The sequence below is a fragment of the Gulosibacter molinativorax genome (genome assembly GCF_003010915.2).
Classification (GTDB): domain Bacteria; phylum Actinomycetota; class Actinomycetes; order Actinomycetales; family Microbacteriaceae; genus Gulosibacter; species Gulosibacter molinativorax.
Genome location: NZ_CP028426.1, coordinates 1,077,379 through 1,102,177, shown reverse-complemented (window position 1 = coordinate 1,102,177; position 24,799 = coordinate 1,077,379). Strand labels below are relative to the sequence as shown.

Sequence of the window (24,799 nt, the reverse complement as noted above, 5' to 3'; positions counted from 1 at the left end):
TGCTCGCATGAGTTCCACCAAGATCGACGAGCCCCACGTGGGCGCGCATCCTGCCGACGAACAACCTGCCGGTTTCAAGCCCGTGGTGCGCACCCGCGACCTGTCCATCTCCTTTGGCCCGCACCTGGCCGCCGACGATCGGCGCGTGCTCTCCGGCGTGTCGATCGACCTGCCGCGCGGCGGGATTCTCGGCGTCGTCGGAGCCTCGGGCAGCGGCAAGAGCTCGCTCGGCCGGGTGCTGTCGGGTCGCGCGATGCTGCGTGAGAAGGAAGTGGACTGGCCCTGGATCTCGGGCGGAAACGCGGAGGTTGCGGGCATCGATCTGCGGAAACCAACGCGGGACGACCAGCGCCGGCTGACCCTCGATGTCGGGTACCTCGCGCCCGAATCAGGCGATCGCCTGCGCAACGACCTCACCGTCGCAGAGAACATCGCCGAGCCGGTGCTTAGCCGCGATCGCGACTTTGACCGGCGCGCCCTCGGTCGGGCAGCGGCGCTCCTCATCGATGCCGTCGACCTCGAGCTCGGCACCCTCAACCGCTTTCCGTTCGAGCTCAGCCGGGGCCAGCGGCAGCGCGTCGCGTTCGCGCAGGCCCTGATCATCGAGCCGCGTGTGCTCATCGTGGACGAGCCGACGCAGGGCGTGGACATCTTCGCGCAGCCCGCGATCATGTCGCTGCTCGAGAGGCTCAACCGGGTGCGCCAAATGAGCGTGATCGTGATCAGCAACGAGCTCGCGACGGTCGAGCGGCTCACGCAGGACATGCTCGTGTGCCATCGCGGATTTGTCATCGCCCAGGGCAATATCGAGGAAGTCCTGTGCGACGCCACGGACCCGTACCTGGTTCGGATGCGCGAGGCCCGCGACTACGCCCGCACGCCGCTTCCAGGTACGCTCACGAAGGACACAGACGCCGCGGTCGATCGAGTCGTTCGCGGTTTGTTCCCCGATCCCGAGGCGGATGCGGAAGAGGCACGGCTCGAGGCCGAGAAGGCCGAACGAGCGAAGCTCATCGAGAGCCGTCCCGAATTCGACCGATTCAATAAGGAGAAGTGATGGACCGCGGAACGAGCGGAGAGTTCACCCACGACGAGGTCCTGGCGGAGGCCCCTCGCATCCTGCCCGCCGAGGCTCGGCCCGAGCCCGGCTCGATCGCGATTCTGCCCGAGGGCAGCGAGTTTGCCGACGGCGTTGCCGTCCGCGAGGCCGGGGGAGTCGTGGCACCGCTGTCGGATGCGACACGCGGGCTGATCTACACGACCACGCGCGATGTCGACACGCTGGTGCGGACCCTGGATGCGCATCCTGGCATCGGATGGGTGCAGCTGCCGTTCGCCGGCATCGACGCGTATGGCAAGGCGCTCATTCCTGCCGCGGAGCGGGGCGTGCTCTTCACCTCGGCGAAGGGGTCGTACGCGCAGCCGGTTGCCGAGCACGCGCTGACGCTGACGCTCGCGACGCTTCGTCAGCTGCCCATGCGGCTGCGGGCGACGTCCTGGGGCGAGTCTTCGGGGCAATCGCTCTACGGCGCGAATGTCGTGGTCGTTGGTGCGGGTGGCATCGCGCTCGAGTACCTGCGGCTGCTTGAGTCGTTTGGGGCACGCACCACGGTGGTGCGGCGCCGTTCCGTGCCCGTAGCTGCCGCGGATCTCACCGTGACGACAGATGAGCTCGATGTGGTGCTGCCGGAGGCCGACGTCGTGATGCTCGCCGCCGCGAGTACTGACGAGACCCGTGCGCTGATCGATGCCTCGCGATTGGCGAGCATGAAGCCGTCCGCCGTGCTGGTCAATATTGCGCGTGGCAAGCTCGTTGACACGGATGCGCTGGTTGCTGCTTTGGACGCCGGCATGATTTTTGGGGCTGGCCTCGACGTGACCGACCCGGAGCCGCTGCCCGCCGGGCATCCGCTGTACTCGCACGAGCGTTGCGTCGTGACGCCGCACACCGCGGACACTCCCGAGATGGTGCAGCCGCTGCTCGAGCAGCGCATCCGCGACAACGTGCGGGCGTTCCTGGAGACGGGGGAGTTTGTCGGCGTCGCCGATCCGCGGCTTGGGTACTGATTGCGTGCGTGTCCGCGCGCGGTCGAAATCTCGCGAATGACAACGGTGTGATCCGCACCAGGATGCGGGACACGCGGATGGTGCAGGCTCGATTTTACTTAGACCGAAAGTTCGCGTTATAGTAGTCAAGTTGTCATCCCCGATAGCTCAACGGCAGAGCAGCCGGCTGTTAACCGGCAGGTTGTTGGTTCGAATCCAACTCGGGGAGCCAATGTATGGCGTGGTCATGCGGAAGTACCAGGAATGGGCCTCCACATGACCACGCCATTCTCTTTTCGATGCCATGATTGATCTCGGCTTTCTCGCACTGGAATCTTTTTGCGCCGGATTTGCTCGTGACGTTGTCGGATCTCGATCAAGGAGTACCCAAGCAATTGGAAATGCGTTCAGCACAAGAACCGTCGGCCTCTGAATCTCATCACTCGCAGGCGGTACTCAGTCGCGCATCCGCTGCGCCTGATCCCCGCACACTGATCGATATTCTTTGGGCGACAGCCGCGCAGCATCCCGATGCCTCGGCAATCGACGACGGCTCCGCTGCGCTGAGTTATTCTCAACTACTCGAGGAAGTCGAGGCGACGGCGAATGCGCTGCGAGACCTCGGTGTTCGTCCGGGAGACCGAGTTGGCGTCCGGGTTGATTCCGGTTCGCAAGATCTTTACATCGCGATTCTCGGCATTTTGCGTGCTCGCGCCGCATACGTTCCGGTTGATGCTGATGACACGGAGGAGCGTGCACAGCTCGTCTTTGGCGAGGCCAAAGTCGCGGGAATCATCACGAACGATGGCTACCAGCCGAGCCGGCCGCCGCATCCGGACACGCGTGACGCTGACGAAGGCGACTCAACGCGCGCTGCCGAGACCGCTGCCGACACCGGCTTTCCACAACTCGAGGACGACGCGTGGGTCATCTTTACCTCGGGTTCTACGGGTGTGCCCAAGGGCGTCGCGGTGACTCACCGCTCCGCGGCCGCATTCGTCGATGCCGAAGCGAACATGTTCCTGCAACAGGATCCGCTTGCTCCTGGCGACCGCGTGCTCGCGGGGCTGTCAGTCGCGTTCGACGCGTCGTGTGAGGAAATGTGGCTCGCGTGGCGACACGGTGCATGCCTTGTCCCGGCGCCACGCGCGCTCGTCCGGTCGGGGGAGGATCTTGCCCAATGGTTGGTGCGCCAGAGTATCTCCGTGGTCTCGACCGTTCCCACCCTCGCTGCGATGTGGCCCGCGGAGGCCATCGAGAACGTGCGACTGCTCATTGTCGGGGGCGAGGCGTGTCCGCCGGAGCTCGTTGCCAGGCTCGTCGAGCCAGGCCGTGAAATCTGGAACACGTACGGGCCCACCGAGGCAACGGTAGTGTCGTGCGGTTGCCAGTTGGATGGGGTGACCCCCGTGAGCATTGGCCTGCCGCTGGATGGGTGGGATCTTGCAGTTGTCGACGCCGAGGGCAAGCGTGTCGCGCCGGGGGAGCAGGGCGAGCTGATCATCGGTGGTGTTGGTCTCGCGCGTTATCTCGATCCGGCAAAGGACGCCGAGAAGTATGCCCCGATGCCGTCCCTCGGATGGGATCGCGCCTACCGATCCGGCGACCTCGTCCGTTTTGAGGAGACCGGCCTCATGTTCCTTGGCCGTGCCGATGACCAGGTGAAGGTCGGCGGACGCCGAATCGAACTCGGCGAAGTCGAGAATGCGTTGCAAGATTTGCCCGGCGTCACCGCGGCCGCGGCTGCCGTGCGAGAAACTGAGGCGGGAGTCCCCGTCCTCGTCGGTTACCTCGTGGTTGAGGGCAACGGCGGGGAACTTGACCGAGCCCATGCTCGCGAGTATCTCGCCTCGCGGCTCGCGGCAGGCGTGATGCCGCTACTCGCCGTGGTAGACGAACTGCCGATTCGTACTTCCGGCAAGGTTGACCGTGCCGCGCTACCGTGGCCGATCGCGGGGGCCGGGGCCGAAGAAGGCATCGAAAACGATCCGGAGCTTTCGGAAACCGAACGGTGGCTTGCCGAGCAGTGGCAATCGGTACTCGGCGCCGCGGTCCCATCCACGAGCGCCGACTTCTTCGATCTCGGTGGCGGGTCGCTCGCGGCCGCACAACTCGTGTCGCGCATCCGCGTCCGAGTACCCGAGTTTACGGTTGCCGATATCTACGATGTGCCGAGGCTCGCGGCGATGGCGAAAGCGATCGCCGCGACCGAGGAAAAGGCGGATCCCGAGAGCTATCACCAGCCGCAACCCACGCCAAAACGTACCCAGTGGGCGCAAACCCTCGCGGGCATCCCGCTCTTTATCGCGAGCGGCATTCGCTGGCTTCTCTACCTGCTCACGGCGGGGACGATCCTTCGAGCGATTGATAACGAAGCATTTGCGGTGCTTCCTTCGGTCCCGTGGTGGGTGCTCGTGATTGCGCTCGTGATCGTCTCGACTCCGTTTGGCCGGATGACGATCGCCGTCATCGTCGCCCGTATTCTGCTGGCGGGCGTGAAACCCGGCGACTATCCGCGCGGTGGCGTGGTCCACATGCGACTGTGGCTTGCCGAACAGTTCGCGAGTCAGATCGATGCGGTTGGACTCTCGGGCGCGCCATGGGTGATCGTCTACGCACGGGCACTCGGCGCAAAAATCGACCGCGATGTGAGTCTCCACACCCTTCCGCCCATTACCGGGATGCTCGAGATCGGCGGCGGATCCGCGATCGAGCCTGAGGTGGACCTCACGGGCTACTGGATTGACGGCGACCTGCTCCGCCTCGGTGCAGTGCAGATCGGGCGCAACGTGTCAGTTGGCGCGCGATCGACACTCGCTCCCGGAACCCGAATCGACGACGGGGCCGAGATTGCGCCAGGGTCTGCCGTATTCGGACGGGTCAAGGCAGACCAGCTGTGGGCGGGTTCGCCCGCGGTGCGAATCGGCGGTGCGAAAGACTCGCAGCGGCGCCAAACCCTTGATGGCTGGCCCCTCGAGGTCGCGCCTCAGCGAGCCATCTGGAAGTTCGCGTACGGCCTGTCTTCGGTGTTGCTGGCGCTGTTGCCGTTCGTTGCTTTTGCAGCAGGCGCGCTCGTCGTCAGCTTCGGCATTCAGGGTGCCGAAACGCTCCTTGCCGCGCTCGGCGGCGCAGTCGTATGGCTCGTTCCGGCCACGCTGGTTACCGGAGTTGTTTATGCCGGTGCCGTAGTCCTACTCGTTCGATTCTGCTCGATCGGGATGCGCGAAGGCGTCTTCCCAGTGCACAGTCGCGCTGGGTGGCAGGCGTGGACGACGGAACGACTCCTCGACTCCGCACGTAATTTCCTGTTCCCGCTGTACTCGGGCCTTTTCACCCCGGTGTGGTTGCGGATGCTGGGAGCCAAGGTCGGGAAGAACGTTGAAGCATCCACTGTCTTGCTGCTGCCCAAGATGGTGCGCATTAATGACGGTGCTTTCCTCGCCGACGACACGATGATCGCATCCTACGAACTACACCGTGGCTGGATGCGAATCGGCGAGGTGCGCATCGGAAGGCGCGCGTTCGTCGGGAACTCGGGAATCGCTGGACCGGGACACAAGGTGCCTAAGAACTCGCTCGTCGCGGTGCTCTCGGTTGCGCCTTCGAAGGCAAAGGCCGGCTCCTCGTGGCTGGGCTCGCCGCCCGCGCGTCTACGTCGGCAGACTCAAGACGTTGAGGATGAGCGCACCTACAACCCCGGGGCACGGTTGCGTATCCTTCGAACGGCATGGGAACTGTGCCGCATTGTGCCGGTATTTCTGACCGTCGGACTTGGCCTTGGCGTGCTGTTCACCTTTGCGTGGCTCTGGCTCGAGACCGGCCCGGTGATTACCGTGCTGCTTTCCGGTGTCGTAATGCTTGTCGCCGGAGCGGTCGCCGCCGGCATCACGACTGTCGCGAAATGGGTGATCGTCGGACCGATTCGCCCGGGCGAGCATCCACTCTGGTCAAGTTTTGTCTGGCGCACGGAGGTGAGCGACACCTTCACCGAGATGCTCGCGGCGCCCTGGTTCGCGCGCGCCGCGATTGGTACTCCCGCGATGGCAGTGTGGCTGCGCTCCCTTGGCGCAAAGATCGGCCACGGCGTCTGGTGCGATACCTACTGGCTGCCAGAACCGGATCTCGTCACGCTGGGTGACGGGTCGACCGTAAATCGCGGTTGCGTCGTACAGACCCACCTCTTCCACGATCGCATCATGAGCACCGACACTGTCGAGCTCGAGGCGGGCGCGACGCTCGGACCCCACAGCGTAATCTTGCCCGCAGCAGTAATCGGCGCTCACGCGACGGTCGGGCCTGCTTCACTCGTGATGCGAGGCGAAAGCGTGCCCGTAGGTTCGCGATGGAGCGGGAACCCAATCGGCCCATGGCGCGCAGTGAAAGTGCGCGCCTATCAATCCACCAACTAACCGCGCTCCGGCGCTGAAATGCTTTGATGACCTCACTTTCCACGACAGCCGAACCTGCCCCAAACCGCTACACGCCGAACTCCGGTGATACGCGGTATGCCGTCTTGCACTATCGGCTCGACCTCGACTACATACCGCGGAAAAACCGTCTCGAGGGCACCGCGACGCTTCGCATTCGCGTGCTTGCCACGACGAGATCGCTATCAGTTGATCTCGTTGGTCTCAAGGTGGCGAAAATACGGGTCGACGGGTGGCTCCACAGTCAGGTCGCGCAGGACCGTCGCAGTATCCAGGTGAAGTTTGATCGCATCCTTGCGCCTGGCGAGGAAATGGAGATTGCGATTGAGTACGCGGGGCGCCCCGCACCCACTCGATCCATTTGGGGGCAGATCGGTTGGGAGGAACTCGACAATGGTGCGCTCGTGGCGTCGCAGCCAACTGGTGCGCCCACCTGGTTTCCATGCAATGACCGAGTCGATGATCGTGCGACCTACGAGGTGCGGTTTACCTGTGATCAGGAGTATTTTGTCGCAGTAACTGGTGTGCCAGGTCCGGTGACGACTCGAGGCGGGAAACGAACATGGATGTTTGCAAGTAACGTGCCTACGGCGACCTATCTCCTAGCCGCCCACGTCGGCGAATATCGGGAATATCCCCTCGGGAGGGGTCGCATCCTCACGCCGAAGTCGCAGTGGCCGCGCGTTCGCGACGCGTTCGCGTCGACGCCGCGAATGCTGGAGGTGTTTGAAGACTGGTTTGGTCCGTACCCGCAAGAAGACCTCACGACGGTCGTCACTGCGGACGAACTCGAGATTCCTCTCGAGGCGCAGGGAATGGCGACGTTCGGCATCAATCATTGCGAGCCGAGCGAGCACCGGCTCCTCGCGCACGAGCTCGCGCACCAGTGGTTTGGCAACAGCGTCGGAATTCGGCAGTGGGAAGATATTTGGCTCAATGAGGGTTTTGCTTGCTACGCCGAATGGGTGTGGTCCGAGTCGTCCGGCGGCCCGACGATTGCGCAGTGCGCAGAGCGGCACCACGAACGACTCATGGGCGAGCCGCAAGACTTGCAACTCGCTGACCCCGGAGCCCGGGACCTCTTCGACGATCGCGTCTATAAACGCGGTGCCCTGCTCTTGGAGTCGATTCGGCGCACGATTGGCGAGATGTCGTTCCGCAATCTACTGCGTCGGTGGGCTGTGGAACGCGCACACCAGCTCGTGGTGAGCGCTGATTTCATTGCCCTGGTCGAGGAGGTTGGCGGTATTCCACCACAGGCCGATCTATGGCAGCACTGGTTGTACGACACTGCATTGCCGCAATTGCCGTCGTTTGTGGCTGGCGACGTGTCAACACAAGTGTCGACGCCGCGCGATTGACACAATCACGGAGGGTTCAGTCCGCGGCAGTTGCAGGTCGGTGATTTCGAAGTCGGTCGTATCCGGCTCGGTCCATTCACCCCGCAGCCCGGTTTGGTGTGCTTTGGCAATGGCCTCAAGCCGCGTCCACGCGCGGATGCTGTGGTCAGGTGTATCCGGACCGAGCGCTTCTTTTACTGCGGCCCGAGTGCGGTCCGAATCAATTTCGGCGTCAATCGCGAATGCCGATGATTCGGATGGTGCCACGGCGGCAATAGCAAACGGACCCGCGTAGCTCACGCTGACTAGCCGTGGAGTCCTGGACGGTGCAGGCACCGTGTCGGTTAGTTGTACATAGAGCGGCCCGTGGTCACGAGCGGCACAAATTGGGCACTGTTGTTGAAAACCGATCTCGCCTTGTGTTGGCTCGATGAGTTCGCGAAGGAGCTGGCGGGATGCCTCGCGGCGGTGTGAAGCAGTGGTCGTCGTCCAGGCGATTCGCACTCCGTCCGGCCGCGCCAGCACCGATTCAGCATCCATCCCCGAAGCGTACAGCGATCCGCAGCGACGACCGGTCCGCTGGAAGGGATGCGAAGTTGTACTCGCGGGGGAGTCGGGCGAGTTCGGGCGAGTCTGCAGCGCCCCTGAGCTTCAGACTTACGTGCAGTGCATCAAACGGCGAGCAGGTCCGCAGGGCGGTCCATCGTGCTCGGTGTTCGGCCTGAACTTTGACGCCGCGGACGCTGGCGGGTGCGAATTTTGACGCCGTGCAGGCTTGACGGCTTGAAGTTTGACGCCGTGCAGGCTTGACGGCTTGAAATTTGAGACCAGCGTTGACGCGGTTTGAAAGTTTCTGCCGAGGGGTGTCCACCGAGGTGATATCACCTCGGTGGGACGGATTTGGCTGGAATTTTTAGGCCAGCATCCGCGTGGCTTGAAGTTTCAAACCCGGATGCGCGCATGGCTTGAAATTTCACGCCAGAACTCCTGCGGGGCTTGAATTTTTGAGCCAGCGCCGGACAGGTGCTGTGCCAGCACGACCGGGGCCAGCACGGCCGGGCCAGCACGGCCAGCCCAGCACAGCCCGGCCCAGCACAGCCCGGCCCAGCACCGAGATCCATGCGCGCGCATCCAATATCCCAGCACGGGCTGGCTCGAGACTGCCCGGGTTCTCCCCAGGGCGAGGACTAACGTGAAAAGACACCGTCGTTACAACGATTTGGAGGAATCGATGAAGGCAATGGTTGTTCGCGAACTCGGCGCGGGCTGGGTTGAAGAAGACGTCACGCTTGCTGACCCGGTCGGCAACGAGGTGCTCGTTGAGCTCAAGGCCTCGGGCCTGTGCGGTAGCGACCTCATGGAAATGAAGAACGAGGTGAACTATCCGCCGCCCGCCGTGCTTGGTCACGAGATCGCCGGCGTTGTCACCAAGATCGGCCCGAACGTCACGACGTTCGAGGTAGGCGACCACGTCGCTGGCTGCCTCGTGCAGTTCTGCGGCAAGTGCGAGACGTGCCTCTCAGGCGAGGTTGGCCTCTGCCGTAACCCGGGGGACACCGTCCGCGGCGAGGGCGAAACCCCGCGCATCACGGACGCAAACGGCCAAGCACTCACGCAGGGTATGGCCCTGGGTGGCTTCGCGCAGGAAGCGCTCGTGCATGAGAATATGCTCGTCAAGCTCCCCGACGAAATGCCGTTCCCGCAGGCCGCCGTGCTCGGCTGTGGTGTCGTCACTGGTACCGGAGCCGTCCTGAACGCCGCCAAGGTGCAGCGCGGGGAAGCCGTTGCGATCATCGGCGCCGGTGGCGTGGGCCTCAACGCGATCAGCGGTGCGGTGCTTGCCGGTGCCTCGAAGATCATCGTGATCGACCTCAACGACGAAACGCTGGAGACTGCGAAGTCCTTCGGCGCAACCCACGTCATCAACTCGGGCAACACCGACCCGGTGGCGGCGGTTAAGGAACTCACCGACGGTTACGGCGTGAAGTACGCTTTCGACATCGTGGGTATCGGCGCCACCGCTCGTCAGGGTTACGACATGCTCGACCGCGGCGGCACGCTCTATCAGATCGGTATGTCCGGCAACACGTTCGAGCTCGCGAGCCTCCCGAACATCTTCGACCGCAAGGCGGTCCAGGGTGTCTTCATGGGTTCGGGCGTCCCGAAGCGTGACATCGCCACGCTCGCCGACCTCTACCTGAACGGCCGCCTGAACCTCGACGACCTCGTCTCGGAGGAGATCTCGCTCAGCGACATCAACGCCGGCTACGAGCGACTCAAGGACCCGAAGGTCAACCGCGTCGTCATCACCGACTTCTCGTAACGCACGCACGCAGCGCAACTAAAACGGCGAGCCACCCTTGTGGAAGTTCCACAATGCGGTGGCTCGCCGTTTGCTTGCTCGCCATAATCGGTCGAGTGAACATGTGGTTGCAGTGGATCCTCGCCGTTTTCTTCCGGAGCAAGCGTCTCCCCAAGCTCGACGTCACGGCGGTGTCACGCATCCGCTACCGCGTGCTCCCCACCGACGTCGATTTTCTTCTCCACATGAACAATGGCCGGTACTTTTCTTATCTCGACTTGGGGCGCGTAAATCTGCTCGCCCGCACCGGTCTCGACAAGGTGCTCTCGGCTCAAGGCATCTACGCCGTCGTCGCGTCCAACACGATGACGTACCGAAAGTCGCTCAAGCTCTTTCAGGCGTTCGACATCGAGTCGCGCTTCATCGGCACGGACGACCGCAACTTCTACATCGAGCAGCGCTTCGTCGTGAACGATGAGCTGTACGCACGCGGCATCATCAAGGGCCGACTGATTAAGAAGGGTGTCGGGCCGCTCAAGGTGCCGGAACTCAACGAGGTCACCGGCTACGACTGGGTGTCGTGGCGAGTCGACCCAGCCATTCACGAGTGGGCCGAATCGGTCCGGCTTCCGCCGGCGAAGGCGGATGCTCCCAACGTTTGGCCTGAGCCCGCACCCACCGCACCCCGCGGTAAGTAACGTCGCGCATCCAACAGCATCACCAGGCCGCGCGATTCTGGGCCTCCCACTCGGACTCCACCGCGACGTCGAGCGCCTCAAGCGAGGCCATCTCGGCATCCGACAGCTCGATCTCCAGCGCGCGAAGATTCCCGCGCTGCCGTTCCGCGGAGCCTGATTTCGGGATCACGACGTGCCCGCGCTGCATGCCCCAGCGAATCGCGATCGCGGCGGGCGAGACGCCGTGCGTCGCAGCGAGCCGCAGCACCACCGCATCCTCAAGCACCCCGTGCGCCACACCGAGGGGCGACCATGCCATCGGCACGATGCCTCGCTCGAGATAGAAGGAGACATCCTCGCGGCGCTGCAGCGCTGGGCTCAGCTGCACCTGGCTCACCGCTGGCAGCACACCGGTCGCATCCTCAAGCTGCAGAATCTGCGCGGGCGAAAAGTTCGACACGCCGATGTCGGTCACGAGCCCCGCAGCCCTTGCCGAGATCAGCCCACGCCACGTATCAATCGCGACCTCGCGGGATGCATTTGGCCCATGGATGAGCAGCAGGTCGAGACGTTCGAGGCCCAGTTCCTGAAACGATTCCTGGATGCGCACCCTCGCATCCTCGGCGCCCGCGGTTCGTCGACGCACCTTGGTCGTCAGAAACAGCTCGTCACGGGGTACACCCGAGCGTCGCATCCCCTCGCCGACCTCGGCGTGGTTGCCATACGCGATGGCGGTGTCGAGGAGTCGATAACCTGCCGCGATTCCAGCCGCGATCGCGTCCGGGCCCGACGCTCCGGAAATCTCATGGGTTCCGAGTCCGATGCGGGGCATCGCCGCACCAGACGGCAACATGACGGTTGATTCGAACGACATGGTGGGCACCTCCGGTTTCGCAGTCACTCCATCGTGCAGGATGCACCGGTGAATTTCGGGCATGCGGGAATAGTCTTCAGATAGCCACGTTAGATATCCATGTAAACGCATAGAAATCCATCCAGGATCGAATCCCAATCAGGAGAGTGCCATGCAGTTCGGAATCATGTCGGTTAGCGACGTCACCCGCAATCCCATCACCGGCGAGACGCCGAGCGAGGCGGAGCGCATCCAGGCCGCGATTGCCATCGCGAAGAAGACCGAAGAGGTCGGCCTCGACGTCTTCGCAGTCGGCGAGCACCACAACCCGCCGTTCTTCTCGTCCTCACCGACGACCCTGCTTGCCGCAATCGCCGCGCAGACCGAACGCATCGTCCTGACAACCTCGACGACGCTCATCACGACGAACGACCCGGTGCGCATCGCCGAGGAATACGCGATGCTGCAGCACGTGTCGGGCGGTCGCATGGACCTCATGCTCGGCCGCGGTAACACCGCGCCCGTCTACCCCTGGTTCGGTAAGGACATCCGTCAAGGACTGCCGCTCGCCCTCGAGAGCTACAACCTGCTGCACCGCCTGTGGCGCGAGGACGTCGTCGACTGGGAGGGCAAGTTCCGCACCGCACTCCAGGGCTTCACCTCGACCCCGCGTCCCCTGGACGACGTGCCCCCGTTCGTGTGGCACGGTTCGATCCGCACCCCTGAGATCGCGGAGCAGGCCGCGTACTACGGCAACGGCTTCTTCCACAACCACATCTTCTGGCCGACCGATCACGCCGTTCGCCTCGTGAATTTCTACCGCGAGCGTTTCGAGCACTACGGTCACGGCACCAAGAAGCAGGCGATCGTCGGTCTCGGTGGGCAGGTCCACATCGGCAAGACGACGCAGGCCGCGTTCGAGGAGTTCCGCCCCTACTTCAACGAGGCTCCGGTGTACGGCCACGGCCCGACGCTCGAGCAGTTCTCGTCCAGCACCCCGCTTGCCGTGGGGAGCGTCCAGCAGGTTATCGACAAGATCCTGACCTTCCACGACTCCTTCGGCGACTACCAGCGCCAGCTGTTCCTGCAGGACCACGCGGGTCTGCCCCTCGAGATCGTGCTCGAGCAGATCGAACTGCTCGGTACCGAGGTCATCCCGGTGGTGCGCAAGGAGATCGAGTCGCGCCGCGACCCCGAATCGGCGGATGCGCCCACGCACGAGAGCCTCGTCAATGCAAAGTACGGGGATGAGGCGCCTCGCCAGCCGCGCCCGGCAGCGAACCGCGGTGACAACGTGACTGGCGGCTCGCCCTACATCGACATCGCAGCTGGCGACGAATAAACGCGTTGCCCAACAGCCGAACAGGAGACTCCCAAGTGACTGACACCAACCAGCTTCCCGAAGACAACGTCTACAACCTCGTCGTGGTCAACGCGGGCACGTCGAACCCGTCGTCGACCGCGATGCTCGCCGAGAAGACGCGCGACTGCCTCGCGCAAACTGCGCTCGAGGAGGGCGCGGAACTGCGCGTCTCGGTCATCGAGCTGCGCGACCTGAGGCCCGAGATTGGCAACGGCTTGGTGAGCGGGTTGACCAGTCCGGAGCTCGAGAAGGCCAATGAAACCATTGCGAAGGCGGATGGCGTGATCGCCGCCACTCCGGTGTTCAAGGCGGAGGCCTCGGCACTGTTTAGCGGATTCTTCCAGCTGCTCGACCGGGACGCCTTGATTGGCACGCCGGTCATCCTCGAGGCGACCGCGGGCACCGCGCGCCACGCGCTGGTTGTTGACGGGTCGATGCGGTCGCAGTTCGCCTACCTCCGCGCGCTCGTGGTCCCGACCTCACTGTTCGCGGCGAGCGAGGACTGGAACGACCCGGCGCTGACGCGCCGCATCCGCCGCGCCTCGCGCGAACTGTGGCTGCTCATGAAGTCGCGCTTCACCCGCGAGCTTCGGTCGAAGAACTGGGAGGGCTACCAGCACGACTACGGCAGCGCGAACAGCGGCGACGACATCGATCTCAACACCGATCTGATGAAGCTCGCGACTGGCGGCAGCGCGATCTAGTCGCGCGACCGGCACGAGCTAGTCGTCCAGCACATCCACCCCGCCCGCGAGGCGGCGACGCACGAGCCAAGACTCGGCTACGAGCGTCGCCGCCACCACAATCACGCCGATCGCGAACCATAGCACCGTGACGTCGATGTCGCTGCCGGGTGCCAGTGCATCCCCGTTCTCGTCCTGCCAAGGCCAGAGCGCGCGCATCGAGCCGGCCATGAGCCCCGTCATGATCGCCAGCGACACGCGGTGGTGGTGGCGCAACAACCACTGCAACACGCGAACGAAAAGCGCGAATCCGATCGCCATGCCGACTATGAACGTGGCGAGATAGCCAACGTCGCGGCTGTTCACGGCAGCGAGCGTGGATTCGTAGAGTCCCATGACGAGCAGGATGAACGAGCCGGAGAGTCCCGGGATCGCCAACGCGCAGACGGCAAGCGCCCCGGATAGGGCGACAAGCAGTGCGCTCGGCTCGGCAACATTGCCGGTCGGTAGGCCGGTAAACCAGAACGCGAGGGCGGCGCTGGGGACAGCCAGCGCCCACTCCCGCCACGTCCAGCGGCCGCCCACCATGCGAGCCGGCACCCAGAGCGCGATCAGAATCATCCCCGCGAAGAATGCGCGCGACTGCACGGGGTGGTGCTCGACAATCGGTGCCACGACGGCAGCCGCCGCAATCAGCCCTGCAATCATGCCGATCCCGAGCGGGATAAGAAGCGGCCAGGCCACCTGGCCGAAGTGTTCGCGTGACTTCGCATGCCCTCTGGCGCGAAGCGGGTCGATCACGAGGTGCACGATGCCACGGACGAGCTCACTCGCAGAGTCGATCAGGCGCTCGTACACACCGACAATCAGCGCGATCGTGCCGCCACTCACGCCTGGAATGATCTCGACGATGCCGATGAGCGCACCGCGAATGAGGTCAATGAGGCCTCGCAGCAAACGTGAGGGGAGCGAGGGCATGGGCGCCTTTCGAGGGGTCTGGTCGTCCAGCCACTAGGGTATCGGCCCATCGGCGCGCCTTCGAGCCGGATGCACGTCACCTGTCGGGAATATCGGCGCGCGTTCCCCGGTTGTCTCAGGAAGACCCTGCCTGCGAAACGAAAGAGCGACCGTGCGCGTACCCCTCAGCATCCTTGACCTGGTATCAATCTCGGAAGGTTCGACGGCGAAGGATGCGATCGAGGCGGCGATGTCCGCGGCGCGGCTCGCGGACACGCTCGGGTACGAGCGCGTCTGGTTTGCGGAGCACCACAACACGGACGGCGTCGCCTCGAGCGCAACATCGCTGCTGATCGAGCGTGCGGCCGCCCAGACCGAGCGCATCCGGGTCGGCTCGGGCGGCGTGATGCTGCCCAACCACGCGCCGCTCATGGTCGCCGAGCAGTACGGCACGCTCGCCAACATCTTCGGCGACCGCATCGACCTCGGGCTCGGGCGTGCGCCCGGCACCGACGGGCTCACCGCCCGCGCGCTGATGCGTTCCTCTGGCGAGCCGCAAGAATTCGCGAGGAACATTTACGACCTGCAGGGCTGGTTTGGGCCCGAAGGAAAGGCGCACACGATTCCGGTGTCCTCGGCGGTGTCGCAGGGCACCGAGGTGCCGATCTGGGTGCTCGGGTCGACGGTGAATGGCGCGTCGATCGCGGGCCAACTCGGCCTGCCGTTCTCGCTCGCGAGCCACTTCGCGCCCGACCAGATCGACCAGGCCGTCTCCGTCTATCGCGACGCCTTCACAACCGAGTCGCCGACCGCACGACTCGAAGAGCCGCGCCTCATGGCCGGCATCAACGTCATGGTGGCCGACACCGACGAGGAAGCGCAGCTCCAGTTCACCTCGGTGCTGCAGATGTTCCAGGGCATCGCGACTGGGAAGCGGCAGAAGCTGCAGCCGCCGACCAAGGAACTCGCGAGCGCCCCGGGCGTCGTCCCGAACCATCCAATGCTGCGTGTCAGTGCGGTCGGTTCGCCTGAGACGGTCAGGAAGCAGCTCGACGCCTTCGTGGACCGCACCGGCGCGGATGAGCTCATCACCGTGACCTACGCGTTCGACCCGCAGGTGCGCGAGCGCTCGCTGCAATTGCTCGCTGACCTGTGGTTTTAGCGCGTGAGGTTCTAAGATCGCTTGTATGGCGATCCCACTGAGCATCCTCGACCTCGTACCAATCTCGGAGGGCAAGATGCCTAGCGATGCGATCGACGCATCCATGTCGGCCGCCCGCCTCGCCGACTCGCTTGGCTACGAGCGCGTCTGGTTTGCGGAGCACCACAACACGGAGGGCGTCGCGTCGAGCGCGACTGCGCTGCTCGTGGCGGAGGCGGCGTCGCAGACCGAGCGGATCCGCGTCGGGTCCGGGGGAGTGATGCTCCCGAACCATTCGCCGCTCATGGTGGCCGAGCAGTACGGCACCCTCGCAACGCGCTTCGGTGACCGGATCGAACTCGGCCTCGGGCGTGCGCCGGGAACTGACCCGATGACCGCCCGGGCGCTCTCGCGCTCCTCGGGCGAGCCGCAGGAGTTCGCCACCAACATCTACGACCTCCAGGGTTGGTTCGGTGAGGATGGTGTGGCCCATTCCCAGCCGATCCTCTCGACGATGTCGGCAGGCACCAACGTGCCGATCTGGGTGCTCGGCTCTTCGGTCAACGGTGCCTCGATCGCGGGGCAGCTCGGCCTGCCGTTTTCGCTCGCCTCGCACTTCCTCGCGGCGGATGCGCCCGAAATCATTGACGTCTACAGACGGTCTTTCTCGACGGAGTCGCCGACCGCGATCCTCACCGCGCCGCGCGTGATGGCCGGCATCAACGTGTTCGTTGCGCCGACCGATGACGAGGCGGAGTTTCAGTACACGACGGCGATGCAGCGGGTCATGGACAACGCGCGCGGGCAGCGCCGTCGGCTCCAGCCGCCCGTCGACCCCGCAGAGCTGCGCCGTGAGGAGGGTGCGGATCGCGCCTACGCGCGGTATCGCGCGGTCGGCTCGCGCGATACGGTCAAGCGCGAGCTCGAGGCCTTTGTGGCGTTGACGGGCGCGGACGAACTCATCGTCGCGACGTATGCGTTCGATCCCGCGCTTCGCGAACGGTCGCTCAGGATGCTCGCGGAGGTCTGGTTCTGAGGGTTGGCCAGGTCGTTTCGATACAAATCGCTGCGCGATTCACTCAACGGCCTTGCGCGATCTCCGAGAACGCTGCCCACGCGGGTGGATCGACGTAGCCGACCACCGCATCCAAACCGTCGTGATCGAGCAGGATGAGGCGTCGGCCGTCGCTGCGCTCGAGCTGATCGGTGGCTTCGACAAGAAACGACTCAAGTAGTTCCACGGGCAGCATGTTGCAAGTTGCCTCGAACTTGCGCGTGACGGCGTTGCCCGCGCGGTTGAAGCGCAAGAACCAGTGGTCTGGATCCTCCGCGGGCTCGAGGAAGGCATTGTCGAAGCCAATCGGCTGCCCGCTGAGTTCGGTCGCTACCCGCACCGCATCGATATAGGGCGGCTCGAATTCCCCAACGAGACACAGTGGCGCGGCGCTCCCGTCAGCAATGAGCAGGAGCTGGGCGAGATCCCCGCGCCTGTCTCGCTGCACCGCAACGTGAGAAACGAGCGACTCGAGGAAGTCTAGGTCCGGTAGCTTCCGGACGAGCCCGGCATCCACGAGCGAGGCAGCCGTCGCGCGGATTTCTGTGCGTGCGTCGGCGGCGTTCGCCTCGATGCGGTCCGTTCGCTGCTCCATCGCGGCGAGCGCGGCCTGCGATGCGGATACGTCTGACAGGATGATGGTCTGTAGCGCATTCATCGCGGCATCGCCGTGCGAAACAGCCAGGGCCTCGACGAATGCCCGCGCATCCGTGGTCGGCGTGCGCCAGTACTCGTCTTCCATCGCGAGCGAGATCAGCCGGTCGGCAATGCGCCATGAACTGACGGCGGCAACGAGGTGGCTCGTCGCGATCCAGCGGGTCGGAGCGAAGCCCGGACGGGAGTCCTCCATTGGGGCCTCGCCCTCGGGGAGATCCATGCCCCAGCTCGCGAGCACAGTGTGTTGCACACGGCGTCGATCGGGCGTCGCGAGGGCCGCGACCTCGAGTGCGCGATCGGCGAAGCTCATCCCGAGTCCCGCACTTGGCGTTCCGGATGTGCGGTTGATTGCGACCCCGCGAATCGGAAGGTAGATCTCACCATTGTCGTCGAGCTGAAACCGACCCGCCGCCGCGAGCAGATCGAACGGGAGGTCGCCCTCGTCCTCGAGGTATGCGCGCAGACCATCCAGGATGCGCGGCCCAAACACTTCGGCAACCAGGCTCGCCGGACCAAGGGAGCCGTCGAAGCGGGAGAGCTGGTCCGGGTACGGCTCTGGACTCGCCTCAGCAAGCACATCCAGCGCGCGCCGGTCCCCGAACGACTCCGCGAGAATGACCGCGATCGCTGCCTGCACATCCGCACTGTCGCCCGCCCGAATGCCAAGCCAGCGACGGACAGCATAGCGCTGCGCAGCATCCCCACCACCCGCGATCAGCGTCAGGCCCGCGGATTGCGGATCGAACGCCTGCGTCGGGTGGTCGAGGAGTTCCTTCCACAGCGGACGAGTCATCCTCGGCACGCTGGCACACCCGATTAACGGGAGATGAACGACGAGGTGAAGTTCTTCGGACCGGCCGGCTCTCAGCGGGTCAGGAATAGCATGGCGGGGTTGTCCCAACCCATACAGAAAGAACGGCAGAGAACATGTCAGTCGTAGTCATCAACGCAATCTCCGTCCCCGAAGGCCAGGGTCCCGAGCTCGAGGCACGCTTCGCGGCGCGCAAGCAGGCAGTTGATCAAGAGCCGGGGTTCGAGGGTTTCCAGCTGCTGCGCCCGACGGCGGGCGAGTCGCGTTACTTCGTGGTGACCACGTGGGCCACCCGAGAGGACTTCGAGCGCTGGCGCGACGGCCGCGCAGCAGCGGCACACGGTGACCAGGCGGGGCGCAAGCCGGTCGCAACTGGCGCCGACCTCCTCGAGTTCGAGGTCGTCGAGCTCTAGCCTCCGGCTGCCCTACGCCCAGAGGGGCATGAAGCTCACCACGAGGCCGCCGAGGAAGCCGATGATGAGCGCCGCGGAGACCGAAGCCACCGTCACCCGCACGCGCGTTCGGCCATTGTCGGTAACCAAGAATCGCGGGGCGAGCCACTCGAAGAAGAAGAACACGAGCGCGCCGATGATGAGACCGAGCCCGAGGTAGTACGCCACCGCGCTGTGGACTACCTCGGGCAGCAGCGCCCGGGTCACCGGAATCAGCGCAAGCAAAATGAGGAGCGTCACGAGCAGGCGCAGCAGGATGCCCACCGGGCCCGACAGCCATCGCCAGCCGGGCTGCGAGACGCGCATCTGCTTCTCGAGCGCCTCGAAGGCCCGATTGCGCCAGTCGCGGTCGCCCGAGGTCACCTGCAGCGAGCAGCCGGTCGCCTCATCAAATTCGATCAGGATGCGCTTGGTCACGTCGAGGCGACCGCGCAGGTCGATGCTCACCGGGATCGCCCCGGAGTCTCGCAGCGAGTGCGCGACTTCCTCGGCGGTACCAGTGAGCGTGAGCTCGGTGTCGCGGCTCTCCCTCGCCTGCACCCGCACCTTGTCCTGCGGACCGTCGAGTTCCCAACGCAGCCGCGCCCAGTTCTTCGCATCCTCGCGATTGAGCATGTTCGAGAACTGTCGCCGGTCATCCACCTCGCCAGGCGTCACGGGGTACTGCGCGAGCTCATCCGCCAGGCGCTCCTCGTGAATCGTGCGCGCCGAGTCCCAGTCCTGCTGCATCCACAGCTCCGCCTCGGTCGCGAGCGCCTCGAAGTGCTCGTAGCTGCCGCGCCACACGAGGCCGCGCGCGGTGAGGGTGCGCGTCGAGGTCGCGTTGGCGGGGGCAGTCTGTTCGTTCACGTCTCTAGCGTCCCATGATCGACTGGTAGGCAGGCAACCGGCGCACCGGCGATTAGCCTTCGAGGTTGTCGACGCCGGGCAGCCAGCTCTGGCCAGGCGTATTCCAGCCCTTCTTCTTCATCACCTTGAACGCCTGCTTCCAGCTGGTCAAACCGAGCCGGTCGACGTAGAGAATGCCGTTGAGATGGTCAAATTCGTGCTGCAGGATGCGTGCAAACCAGCCCGATGCCTCCAGCTCGTACGGCTTCCCGTCGATATCGCGGGCGCGCAGGAGCGCGTGTTCGGCGCGACGAAGCGTGTACCGCTCGCCTGGCACCGAGAGGCAGCCCTCTTCCTCGTCGTAGTCGAGCTCCTCGAGCGATTCCGGCTCGGCGGGGGAGATCCACAGCTCCGGGTCGATCGCCACGCCGCGAAGTTTCGTGCCGTCTTCGTCTTCCCACGAGTACGTAAACAGCCGTTTGTTCACGCCGACCTGGGGTCCCGCGAGGCCGACACCGGGCGCGAGGTCCATCGTTTCGTACATGTCGCTCACGAGCGTGCGGATCTCTTCGGTGATCTCGCCAACGGGTTCGGCAACTTCGTGCAATACGGGTTCGCCATAGATGCGAATCGGCAGAATTGTCATGCGCCAAGCGTATCGGGAGCGGGCGTGACGCTTTCGTCCGTAGACTCCGCTGTGTGGATTTTCCGAACTTGAACACGCTTGAGGCGCAGCTGACGGTCGGGCTCACGCCCTATCAGATGATCGGAATTCCGATCGCGATCCTCGGGGCCGTGCTCATGTCGGTATCGGCGATGCTCCAGCACCGCGGGGTGTCAAAGGTGGATGCGGGCATCGGCTCCGACAGTTCGGGCGGGCTCGGGATGCGGCAGTTTTGGCGGCTGCTGCGGCGGCCGAGCTGGGTCTTTGGCACGCTCCTCATCGGCATTGCGATCGTGTGCCAGCTCGGCGCGCTGATGTTCGCGCCCCTTGTTGTCGTGCAGCCAATCGGTGTCGTGTCACTCATCGTGACGACCCTGATCACGGCACGGCAGACGAGGCATCGCCTGAGCAAGCGAAAGATTATCGCCGTGCTGATGAGCGTGCTCGGGATCGCGGGGTTCGTATTGGTCGCGGCGACCGTGGTGACGGATGCGCGCGTCACCGAACGGCAGGTGATCACGGTGCTCGTCATCGCGGTCATCGCCGTCGCACTCACCGGGATTGCGTTCGTGATCCTGCGGCACCGCAGGGGCAGGAACCTGTTTTACATCATCGCGGGCGGTGTGCTGTACGGGTTCGTCGCGACCTTCGCGAAGGTGATTCTGGCGCGGCTGCAGACCGACGGCATCGACACGTACACGGTGCTGTGCGCGGCGGGGCTGCTGCTCACACTGCTCGTCGGCGGATACTTCGTGCAAACCGCGTATGCCACGGGCACGACCGAAATGGTGATCGCCGGGCTCACCGTCGTCGATCCGATCGTCGCGGTGACGATCGGTATCGTCGTCCTCGGCGAGGTGGCCGGCGCGACGGCAATCACGTACCTCCTGTTCATCCTTTTTGGCGCGCTTGCCGTGTGCGGCGTCTTTCTCCTCGAGAGCAGCCAAACCGATGAGGAAATCCGGGCCGCACGACGACACGCGCTCGGGGTCTCGACGAACCAAATCGAGACGCGAGAACAATAGTTTGGGGGAAAACCCCACCACGGTTTGCGGGATGTTCCGCCAACAGAACGCGGCGAGGCAACTAGGCTAGGGGCGTCGGCGAGACACGTCACGCTCCGACACAGTCCCAACCGAGGAAATCGAGATTTTGTCAGACCAACCTCACCCGCACTCGAACGAACAGCCCCTGCGCCTCTTGATCGCGGCGGACACGTTCCCGCCCAACGTCAACGGTGCGGCGAAGTTCACCGTCAATCTTGCGAGTGAAATGGCCGGTCGCGGGCATGACGTCCACGTCGTCGCTCCCGCCGCATCCCGTCGCCACGGAACCTGGCGCGAGGTCTATGACGGCCACCCGATCACCGTGCACCGGCTGCCGTCGGACCGCTGGTGGCCGCACGACTGGCTGCGCTACGTGAAGCCGTGGCGCGCCCGGGCACACGTGCGTCGCGTGCTCGACGAAGTGAAGCCCGACGTGATCCACTACCAGTCGGCCGTCGTCATTGGCCGCGCCGCCGTGATCGAGGGAGCGCCGCGGGGGATCCGCATCATCGGCACGAACCACCTGATGCTCGAGAACATCCTCGAGCACACGCTGCTGCCGAAGTCGCTCCAGGCCGTCGGCTCCAAGATCTGGTGGCGAGATGCCCACAAGACCTTCGATGCGACCGCGTCGCTCACGACGCCCACGCGTCGCGCCGCCGACTTCCTCGAGCGTAACGGCAACCTCGACCGCGTCCTCGCAATCTCCTGCGGCATCCGCGCGAGCGACTACACCCCGAAGTTTGGCGCGAAGAAACCACCGCGCATCCTGTTCGTGGGCCGCGTCACGGGCGAGAAGCAGATCGACGTGCTCCTCAAGGCGTTCGCGAAGCTCCCGGTCGAGTTCGGGGCACAGCTCGACATTGTCGGCGGGGGAGACCAGAAACAGAACCTCGAGCGGCTCAGCCGGGAACTCGGCGTCGACGGCCGCACGACCTTCCACGGGTACGTGACGGACGAGGAGCTGCGGCGCATTTACTCGGACTCGACGGTGTTCGCGATCGCGTCGATCGCCGAGCTGCAGTCGATCGCGACGATGGAGGCCATGGCCTCCGGCCTGCCGGTCGTCGCGGCGAACGCGATGGCGCTGCCGCACCTCGTGCACCACGGCGAGAACGGCTACTTGTTCCAGCCCGGCGATGTCGAGGATGCCCGGGCACAGCTTGAACGTGTGCTTGAGATGACGCCGGAACAGCGCGACGAGCTCGGTCGTACGGGCCTGCGAATGGTGCAGGCCCACGACATCGACACGACGATGGACCTCTTTGAGCGCCTCTACCGCGGCGAATCGAGCGATGACGTCGCGCGCGACTCCTGGAACGAGCAGGACGACTCGCTCGACAACGTCGTGGAGGCCGTTACCGGCTCGATCCCGACGGTTCGTCGCGACCCGAAGTAGCGCCCTGCCCGCCCTCGAGGAGACGCTTTAGGGTGAGATCGTCGCGGTGCGTGTCTCGGACGAGGATGCGCCGAAGGATCGGCGCGAGGGGACGCATCCAGCCGAGCTTGTCGAAGCGCAGCGTCGCCTCGACCCGGCAACGTGCTGGACCCGTGGGAATCACCCGGTAGGACGCTTCGCCCGAAATCGAACCGTTGCCCATCGTGAATCGGACATACTCACCCGGCACGTACTCGACAAAACGGTTGCGATCCCGAACTGTTCGCCCGCCGAACTGGCGGACGAATTCGTGCTCGCTCCCGACGCGGATAGGACCTGGGGTGAGCCGCTTCACGCTCTCGAGCCCCTGCTGCCATCGGGGCGCGTTCAGCTGATCGCTGACGAATGCGAATACCTCTGCAGCGGGCCGTTCAATCTCAACGGTCGATTCGATCGCGCGCATGAGAAGTCCAAGGAGAAGGGGAGGGATGCTCCCCTAATTCTAGTTCCCGGAATGCCGACGGCGAAGCTCTTCCTCGACTCGCTCGACTTTCCCAGTAATCTCCCCGGAGTGTCCCGGCCGAATGTCGGCCTTCAACACGAGCGACACTCGTGAGCCGTAGCGACCGATCTCCTCGGTCGCCCGCTTGACCACATCCATGACCTCGTCCCACTCACCCTCGATGGTGGTGAACATCGCGTCGGTCTGGTTCGGCAGGCCGGATGCGCGCACCACCTCGAGCGCGGCGGCAACAGCCTTGTGGTACGAGCCCGGCTCGTCCGCGGTGACGCTCGGGTCGGAGGCGGGGCCGGACGGTGCAATCGAAAACGCAGCAATCATGCCTCTAGTGTGCCCGTCCGAAGATGCAACTTCGCGGCGAGACACGATGGCACGGCAGAATAGAACCCATGACGCCCACCATCTCCTCTCGAGAACAGCTTCCGCTGGCGCAGCGAATCGTCGTGAAAATCGGCTCTTCATCGCTGACCCGACCGGATGGGCGACTCAATATCCCGGCGCTTCGAAAGCTCGTGGATGTGCTGGCCGAGGAGGCACTTAAGGGCAAGCAAATCGTCTTGGTTTCGTCCGGCTCGATCGCGGCCGGCTTCATGCCGCTCGGCTTCGAGAATCGGCCGAGTGATGTCGCCTCCGCTCAGGCGGCTGCCGCTGTAGGCCAGTCAGCACTCATGGCTACCTATACCGACGCGTTCGCCGCGTACGACATCCAGGTTGGGCAGATCCTCATGACCGCGGGCGACACGGTGCGCCGCTCGCGGTATCGCCACGCGGTGCAGGTCTTCGAGCGCCTCCTCGACCTTGGCGCGGTGCCGATCGTGAACGAGAACGATGCCCTCGCGACGAGCGAACTCCGGTTTGGCGACAACGACCGACTCGCGGCGCTCGTCGCGCAGCTCGTCGGTGCGGATGCGCTCGTGCTGCTGACCGACGTCGATGGTCTCTACGACGCGCCGCCGAAGCAGCCGGGTGCGAAGCGCATCCCGACTGTGAACGACATGGCCGAGGTCGCCGAGGTTGAAGTGACCGGGCGTGGCACCTCGTTCGGCACCGGCGGTATGATCACGAAGCTGCAGTCGGCCGAGATGGCGACCGTCACGGGCATCCCGGTCGTGCTGACTCGCGCGCAGGACGTCGCCCAGGCTCTCCAGGGAGAAGATGTGGGCACCTGGTTCACGGCGACAAGCGAGCGCCGCGCGCGACGCAAGGTGTGGCTCGAGCACGCCGCGCAGATGACCGGTCGCCTGGTCGTCGACCCGGGCGCCGTGCGGGCTCTTCGCGACCGTGGGGCATCGCTCCTCGCCGCCGGCATCCGCGAGGTGCGTGGCGACTTCGCCGCTGGCGACCCCGTCGAGATCGTGGGGGAGGACGGCGAGCTCGTCGCCCACGGTCTGATCGGCTACGACTCGGTAGAACTGCCGCAGATGCTGGGACGGTCGACGCAGGACATGGTCGAGGAGCTCGGCGACGACTACGGTCGCGCGATCGTGCACCGCGACGACCTCATCCTCGTGCGCAACACGGTCACGGATGTGGTGACCGGCGGCGGCCTGCCGATTGCGGACTAGCGGCCGCGAGTTGTCGCCCGCGAGGCTGCGCGCAA

Annotated in this window: 22 protein-coding genes and 1 tRNA gene; 15 read left to right on the top strand and 8 right to left on the bottom strand. The window is 64.8% G+C overall.

What is annotated here, in order from left to right; genetic code table 11:
* The first annotated feature begins 7 nt into the window (after window positions 1-7).
* The 5 genes from GMOLON4_RS05245 to GMOLON4_RS05225 all read left to right on the top strand — a co-directional run bounded on the left by GMOLON4_RS05245 (window position 8) and on the right by GMOLON4_RS05225 (window position 7,834).
* Entirely contained in the window at window positions 8-1,057 is a 1,050-nt protein-coding gene (locus tag GMOLON4_RS05245; RefSeq protein WP_051265839.1) for an ATP-binding cassette domain-containing protein, read from the top strand.
* Complete coding sequence (locus tag GMOLON4_RS05240) at window positions 1,057-2,067, top strand: D-isomer specific 2-hydroxyacid dehydrogenase family protein (protein WP_084147258.1); 1,011 nt, start codon at window positions 1,057-1,059, stop codon at window positions 2,065-2,067. Before GMOLON4_RS05245 ends, GMOLON4_RS05240 begins: the two co-directional genes overlap by 1 nt.
* Window positions 2,068-2,203: 136 nt before the next feature.
* Window positions 2,204-2,278 (top strand) — tRNA-Asn (locus GMOLON4_RS05235).
* A gap of 169 nt (window positions 2,279-2,447) precedes the next feature.
* Window positions 2,448-6,455: a Pls/PosA family non-ribosomal peptide synthetase gene (locus GMOLON4_RS05230; protein WP_026935654.1), complete on the top strand. Its 4,008-nt coding sequence runs from the start codon at window positions 2,448-2,450 to the stop codon at window positions 6,453-6,455.
* 26 nt (window positions 6,456-6,481) lie between these two features.
* Complete coding sequence (locus GMOLON4_RS05225) at window positions 6,482-7,834, top strand: M1 family metallopeptidase (RefSeq protein ID WP_051265842.1); 1,353 nt, start codon at window positions 6,482-6,484, stop codon at window positions 7,832-7,834.
* Here GMOLON4_RS05225 and GMOLON4_RS05220 read toward each other — a convergent pair.
* Window positions 7,805-8,353: a 4'-phosphopantetheinyl transferase family protein gene (locus GMOLON4_RS05220; RefSeq protein WP_146137552.1), complete on the bottom strand. Its 549-nt coding sequence runs from the start codon at window positions 8,351-8,353 to the stop codon at window positions 7,805-7,807. The two genes, GMOLON4_RS05225 and GMOLON4_RS05220, sit on opposite strands and share 30 nt — an antisense overlap.
* 691 nt (window positions 8,354-9,044) lie before the next feature.
* On the opposite strand from GMOLON4_RS05220, the gene GMOLON4_RS05215 reads away from it, so the two are divergent.
* Together GMOLON4_RS05215 and GMOLON4_RS05210 are read left to right on the top strand one after the other, a co-directional pair.
* Complete coding sequence (locus tag GMOLON4_RS05215) at window positions 9,045-10,136, top strand: Zn-dependent alcohol dehydrogenase (protein WP_026935656.1); 1,092 nt, start codon at window positions 9,045-9,047, stop codon at window positions 10,134-10,136.
* 101 nt (window positions 10,137-10,237) lie between these two features.
* Window positions 10,238-10,813 carry an acyl-CoA thioesterase gene (locus GMOLON4_RS05210; RefSeq protein ID WP_106486697.1) on the top strand — a complete coding sequence of 192 codons (576 nt, stop codon included), beginning with the start codon at window positions 10,238-10,240 and terminating at the stop codon, window positions 10,811-10,813.
* A gap of 19 nt (window positions 10,814-10,832) precedes the next feature.
* Here the strand turns inward: GMOLON4_RS05210 and GMOLON4_RS05205 are convergent, their stop codons facing one another.
* Complete coding sequence (locus GMOLON4_RS05205) at window positions 10,833-11,666, bottom strand: aldo/keto reductase (RefSeq protein ID WP_035731395.1); 834 nt, start codon at window positions 11,664-11,666, stop codon at window positions 10,833-10,835.
* Between the two features lie 151 nt (window positions 11,667-11,817).
* Here GMOLON4_RS05205 and GMOLON4_RS05200 point away from each other — a divergent pair, with 151 nt between their 5' ends.
* Both GMOLON4_RS05200 and GMOLON4_RS05195 read left to right on the top strand, forming a co-directional pair.
* The gene (locus GMOLON4_RS05200) at window positions 11,818-12,987 is read left to right on the top strand and encodes a CE1758 family FMN-dependent luciferase-like monooxygenase (RefSeq protein ID WP_026935658.1); all 1,170 of its coding nucleotides are present in this window, start codon (window positions 11,818-11,820) and stop codon (window positions 12,985-12,987) included.
* Between the two features lie 35 nt (window positions 12,988-13,022).
* Window positions 13,023-13,712 carry a CE1759 family FMN reductase gene (locus GMOLON4_RS05195; protein ID WP_026935659.1) on the top strand — a complete coding sequence of 230 codons (690 nt, stop codon included), beginning with the start codon at window positions 13,023-13,025 and terminating at the stop codon, window positions 13,710-13,712.
* Between the two features lie 18 nt (window positions 13,713-13,730).
* Here GMOLON4_RS05195 and GMOLON4_RS05190 read toward each other — a convergent pair whose 3' ends face one another.
* Window positions 13,731-14,669: a DUF368 domain-containing protein gene (locus GMOLON4_RS05190; RefSeq protein WP_035731302.1), complete on the bottom strand. Its 939-nt coding sequence runs from the start codon at window positions 14,667-14,669 to the stop codon at window positions 13,731-13,733.
* Between the two features lie 151 nt (window positions 14,670-14,820).
* Between GMOLON4_RS05190 and GMOLON4_RS05185 the strand changes: the two genes are divergently transcribed.
* Both GMOLON4_RS05185 and GMOLON4_RS05180 read left to right on the top strand, forming a co-directional pair.
* Window positions 14,821-15,810: an LLM class flavin-dependent oxidoreductase gene (locus tag GMOLON4_RS05185; RefSeq protein ID WP_026935661.1), complete on the top strand. Its 990-nt coding sequence runs from the start codon at window positions 14,821-14,823 to the stop codon at window positions 15,808-15,810.
* A gap of 25 nt (window positions 15,811-15,835) precedes the next feature.
* The gene (locus GMOLON4_RS05180) at window positions 15,836-16,825 is read left to right on the top strand and encodes an LLM class flavin-dependent oxidoreductase (RefSeq protein ID WP_026935662.1); all 990 of its coding nucleotides are present in this window, start codon (window positions 15,836-15,838) and stop codon (window positions 16,823-16,825) included.
* Between the two features lie 43 nt (window positions 16,826-16,868).
* Here the strand turns inward: GMOLON4_RS05180 and GMOLON4_RS05175 are convergent, their stop codons facing one another.
* Window positions 16,869-18,293, bottom strand: coding sequence for a hypothetical protein (locus GMOLON4_RS05175; protein WP_026935663.1), 1,425 nt, complete (start codon window positions 18,291-18,293; stop codon window positions 16,869-16,871).
* 134 nt (window positions 18,294-18,427) lie between these two features.
* Between GMOLON4_RS05175 and GMOLON4_RS05170 the strand changes: the two genes are divergently transcribed.
* Window positions 18,428-18,724 carry an antibiotic biosynthesis monooxygenase family protein gene (locus GMOLON4_RS05170; RefSeq protein ID WP_026935664.1) on the top strand — a complete coding sequence of 99 codons (297 nt, stop codon included), beginning with the start codon at window positions 18,428-18,430 and terminating at the stop codon, window positions 18,722-18,724.
* Between the two features lie 12 nt (window positions 18,725-18,736).
* On the opposite strand, the gene GMOLON4_RS05165 is transcribed toward GMOLON4_RS05170, so the two are convergent.
* Window positions 18,737-19,612 (bottom strand): hypothetical protein, encoded by an 876-nt coding sequence (locus GMOLON4_RS05165; RefSeq protein WP_026935665.1) that lies wholly within the window; start codon window positions 19,610-19,612, stop codon window positions 18,737-18,739.
* A 52-nt stretch (window positions 19,613-19,664) separates the two neighbouring features.
* Window positions 19,665-20,237, bottom strand: coding sequence for a peptide deformylase (gene def, locus GMOLON4_RS05160; protein ID WP_026935666.1), 573 nt, complete (start codon window positions 20,235-20,237; stop codon window positions 19,665-19,667).
* 53 nt (window positions 20,238-20,290) lie between these two features.
* Between def and GMOLON4_RS05155 the strand changes: the two genes are divergently transcribed.
* Together GMOLON4_RS05155 and GMOLON4_RS05150 are read left to right on the top strand one after the other, a co-directional pair.
* A complete protein-coding gene (locus GMOLON4_RS05155) occupies window positions 20,291-21,280 on the top strand; it encodes a DMT family transporter (RefSeq protein ID WP_106486691.1) in 990 nt (329 codons plus the stop codon).
* 127 nt (window positions 21,281-21,407) lie between these two features.
* Complete coding sequence (locus GMOLON4_RS05150) at window positions 21,408-22,700, top strand: glycosyltransferase (RefSeq protein ID WP_051265855.1); 1,293 nt, start codon at window positions 21,408-21,410, stop codon at window positions 22,698-22,700.
* Here GMOLON4_RS05150 and GMOLON4_RS05145 read toward each other — a convergent pair.
* Window positions 22,660-23,142 (bottom strand): SRPBCC family protein, encoded by a 483-nt coding sequence (locus tag GMOLON4_RS05145; protein WP_051265858.1) that lies wholly within the window; start codon window positions 23,140-23,142, stop codon window positions 22,660-22,662. The two genes, GMOLON4_RS05150 and GMOLON4_RS05145, sit on opposite strands and share 41 nt — an antisense overlap.
* Before the next feature lie 39 nt (window positions 23,143-23,181).
* Complete coding sequence (locus GMOLON4_RS05140) at window positions 23,182-23,520, bottom strand: thiamine-binding protein (protein WP_026935667.1); 339 nt, start codon at window positions 23,518-23,520, stop codon at window positions 23,182-23,184.
* A gap of 68 nt (window positions 23,521-23,588) precedes the next feature.
* Here GMOLON4_RS05140 and proB point away from each other — a divergent pair, with 68 nt between their 5' ends.
* Window positions 23,589-24,764, top strand: coding sequence for a glutamate 5-kinase (gene proB / locus GMOLON4_RS05135; protein WP_026935668.1), 1,176 nt, complete (start codon window positions 23,589-23,591; stop codon window positions 24,762-24,764).
* Window positions 24,765-24,799: the final 35 nt, after the last annotated feature.

What these genes read in the sequence shown, in the direction of transcription:
- GMOLON4_RS05245 (WP_051265839.1), top strand. Translation starts at nt 8, where the DNA reads ATGAGTTCCACCAAGATCGACGAGCCCCACGTGGGCGCGCATCCTGCC.
- GMOLON4_RS05240 (WP_084147258.1), top strand. Translation starts at nt 1,057, where the DNA reads ATGGACCGCGGAACGAGCGGAGAGTTCACCCACGACGAGGTCCTGGCG.
- GMOLON4_RS05230 (WP_026935654.1), top strand. Translation starts at nt 2,448, where the DNA reads ATGCGTTCAGCACAAGAACCGTCGGCCTCTGAATCTCATCACTCGCAG.
- GMOLON4_RS05225 (WP_051265842.1), top strand. Translation starts at nt 6,482, where the DNA reads ATGACCTCACTTTCCACGACAGCCGAACCTGCCCCAAACCGCTACACG.
- GMOLON4_RS05220 (WP_146137552.1), bottom strand. Translation starts at nt 8,353, where the DNA reads ATGGATGCTGAATCGGTGCTGGCGCGGCCGGACGGAGTGCGAATCGCC.
- GMOLON4_RS05215 (WP_026935656.1), top strand. Translation starts at nt 9,045, where the DNA reads ATGAAGGCAATGGTTGTTCGCGAACTCGGCGCGGGCTGGGTTGAAGAA.
- GMOLON4_RS05210 (WP_106486697.1), top strand. Translation starts at nt 10,238, where the DNA reads ATGTGGTTGCAGTGGATCCTCGCCGTTTTCTTCCGGAGCAAGCGTCTC.
- GMOLON4_RS05205 (WP_035731395.1), bottom strand. Translation starts at nt 11,666, where the DNA reads ATGTCGTTCGAATCAACCGTCATGTTGCCGTCTGGTGCGGCGATGCCC.
- GMOLON4_RS05200 (WP_026935658.1), top strand. Translation starts at nt 11,818, where the DNA reads ATGCAGTTCGGAATCATGTCGGTTAGCGACGTCACCCGCAATCCCATC.
- GMOLON4_RS05190 (WP_035731302.1), bottom strand. Translation starts at nt 14,669, where the DNA reads ATGCCCTCGCTCCCCTCACGTTTGCTGCGAGGCCTCATTGACCTCATT.
- GMOLON4_RS05180 (WP_026935662.1), top strand. Translation starts at nt 15,836, where the DNA reads ATGGCGATCCCACTGAGCATCCTCGACCTCGTACCAATCTCGGAGGGC.
- GMOLON4_RS05175 (WP_026935663.1), bottom strand. Translation starts at nt 18,293, where the DNA reads ATGACTCGTCCGCTGTGGAAGGAACTCCTCGACCACCCGACGCAGGCG.
- GMOLON4_RS05170 (WP_026935664.1), top strand. Translation starts at nt 18,428, where the DNA reads ATGTCAGTCGTAGTCATCAACGCAATCTCCGTCCCCGAAGGCCAGGGT.
- def (WP_026935666.1), bottom strand. Translation starts at nt 20,237, where the DNA reads ATGACAATTCTGCCGATTCGCATCTATGGCGAACCCGTATTGCACGAA.
- GMOLON4_RS05145 (WP_051265858.1), bottom strand. Translation starts at nt 23,142, where the DNA reads ATGCGCGCGATCGAATCGACCGTTGAGATTGAACGGCCCGCTGCAGAG.
- GMOLON4_RS05140 (WP_026935667.1), bottom strand. Translation starts at nt 23,520, where the DNA reads ATGATTGCTGCGTTTTCGATTGCACCGTCCGGCCCCGCCTCCGACCCG.
- proB (WP_026935668.1), top strand. Translation starts at nt 23,589, where the DNA reads ATGACGCCCACCATCTCCTCTCGAGAACAGCTTCCGCTGGCGCAGCGA.